This window comes from Streptomyces swartbergensis, assembly GCF_002148965.1.
Classification (GTDB): Bacteria; Actinomycetota; Actinomycetes; order Streptomycetales; family Streptomycetaceae; genus Streptomyces; species Streptomyces swartbergensis.
This window is the reverse complement of sequence record NZ_NGFN01000626.1, coordinates 1-2167: the sequence shown is the minus strand read 5'-3', so window position 1 is coordinate 2167 and position 2167 is coordinate 1. Positions and strand designations below refer to the sequence as shown.

The following is a 2167-nucleotide window of genomic DNA, read 5'->3' as shown; positions in this document are numbered from 1 at the left end:
GGGGTGGGCCGACGGCGCGGGCGGGGGCCGGGAAGATGCACAGCGCCGTGAACGGCGTCCGTATTCCCTCCGCGGCTGTCACCTCTTAGGTCATCGCGTTCTTCCCGCGAGCGTTACGCCCAATTCGCGTGGCCCGAGTCACACCCCGTAAGCGAACGAAAGCGGTCAGACATGGGCAAAGGAGGTCACACCTGGCTGTTGTCCGGCCGCTCCGGCGGATCTGCGGCCCCTTCGCGCCGTCGGACCCCGCGGGATCGCGAGGATCCCACGGGGTCCGACGCGGGGCGGTTCACCGAACGGGCGCTGCCACAGGAGGGGGGTGGCACACCCGGCCGCGCCGCCCGCGAAACGCGGTCAGTGCTCGCGCGGAGCGGGCACCACGCGTTCCACCTCGGGGTGGACCGTGAGAAGTTGCCGCATCGCCGCCTCGGCCGCGGCCCCGTCGCCGGCGGCGAGAGCGTCACAGATGCGGCCGTGGTGCGCCAGCGACGCCTCGGTCGGCCGGTCACAGCCCGCGATCGGACCGCCGGAGACCTGGAGGGCCGCGGACACGATCCCGGAGAGGTGCTCCAGCATGCGGTTGCCGGCGACCTGGATGAGCAGCGAGTGGAACTCGGAGTCGGCGCGGGAGAAGGTGAGCGCATCACCCTGGGCCATCGAGTGCCCCATGATCTCGACCATGTCCGCCAGGCGCTGCTGGACGTCCTCCCGCCCGTGCCCGGCGGCGAGGCGGGCGGCGAGCGGCTCGATCGTCCAGCGCAGCTCGCTCAGCTCGCGGCGCTGGTCGTCCCGCTGCGGCCCGAAGGCCCGCCACTCGATGATGTCCGGGTCGAGGAGGTTCCAGTCGCTGACGGGGCGCACGCGCGTGCCGACGTTCGGGCGGGCGCTCACCAGGCCCTTGGCCTCCAGGACGCGGAGCGACTCGCGGACGACGGTGCGGGAGACCTCGAACCGCTGCCCGATCTCCTCGGGCACCAGTGGACGGTCGGCGCCCAGGTCGCCGGAGACGATCATCTGACCCAACTGCTGGACGAGTTGGCCGTGCAGCCCGCGTCCGCGGCTGCCCGCGGCGCGCCTGCCGACCCGGCCCAGCTCGGGGTCCCCGCCGTCCCAGACAGGGGCACCGACGCGGTCGACGGCGGGCGCCTCTGCGTAGGGGTAGCGGTCGAGTTCGCCCGGGCTCGCGAGGCCGGAGTCAGCGGAGCGGGCGGCGGTCATCATGGTGTGCGCAAGGGTACTCACGCATCCTTTGTCGGCGCCGTCTCCAACTCCCTTGAGGTCTTTGGTGAAAAGCACACGAAAGGGTGATCGCTCACCCCGTCGCAATTGACGCCTTATCGGAAAGAAATGGGCGTTGTGCGGGGAGTTGTGCGCATGGCCGGACTAAGGGTTACGGACAGTCGTCACCGGAACCGGCTCCGCAGTGCGGTGAGCAGATACGCGCAGAGCAGTGCGGTCAGCGACAACGTCAGTGCGCCGCCGACAGGTTGGGAGATCACGCTGAGCGCGGCTTCCAGGTAGCGCTCTCCCCCGAAGGGCCATCGCGGCAGCAGTGCCTCGCGCAGCCGCATGGGAAGTCCCGCCGCGGTCCGCACGGACGGCCCTTCCAGAACCTTGTGCACCGCGGGCACGACGAGGAGCGGCACGGCGGCCACGGCGGCCAGTCCGGCCGTGGTGGAACGGAAGACGCCTGCGGCCAGAACGCCCGCCCAGGCACAGCCGACCACCAGCCCGATCCAATTCGCGCTCAGCGAAAGCCAGTCGGCGGGAACCTGGGCGAGCTCCCGTCCGTAGACGAGATAGAGCACCTCGGCGTCGCAGCCGACGGTGAGGACGGCCAGCATCAGCGCGGTGGCCGTGGCGACGAGCAGTTTGGCGGCCAGCAGCCCCAGCCGGCGGGGCACGGTGCCACGGTCCGCGGCCAGGGCGGGGTGGCGGAACTCGTCGCCGAAGGCCAGCGCGCCGAGCAGCCCCGCGCCGAGCGCCGCGGGCGGCAGGGGCAGCTCCCGCGGCCACGCGGCCAGCAGGCGCGGCTGCGGGGTGTGCCCGATACGGGCGAGCACAACGGCGGTCACGGCGGACACGACGAGTACGGCGGCCCCGGTGATGAACCCGGCGCCGATCCCGGCGGCACGGCGGATCTCGTAGCGGAGGGGGCGGAGGGGAC

General features: G+C 72.3%; 1 protein-coding gene and 1 pseudogene. Both read right to left on the bottom strand.

The features are described 5' to 3' along the window. Positions 1–354: 354 nt before the first annotated feature. Positions 355–1242 (bottom strand): FadR/GntR family transcriptional regulator, encoded by an 888-nt coding sequence (locus CA983_RS42980; protein WP_086606033.1) that lies wholly within the window; start codon positions 1240–1242, stop codon positions 355–357. 161 nt (positions 1243–1403) lie between these two features. Then, positions 1404–2167: pseudogene (locus CA983_RS42975) on the bottom strand (ABC transporter); the annotation flags it as partial.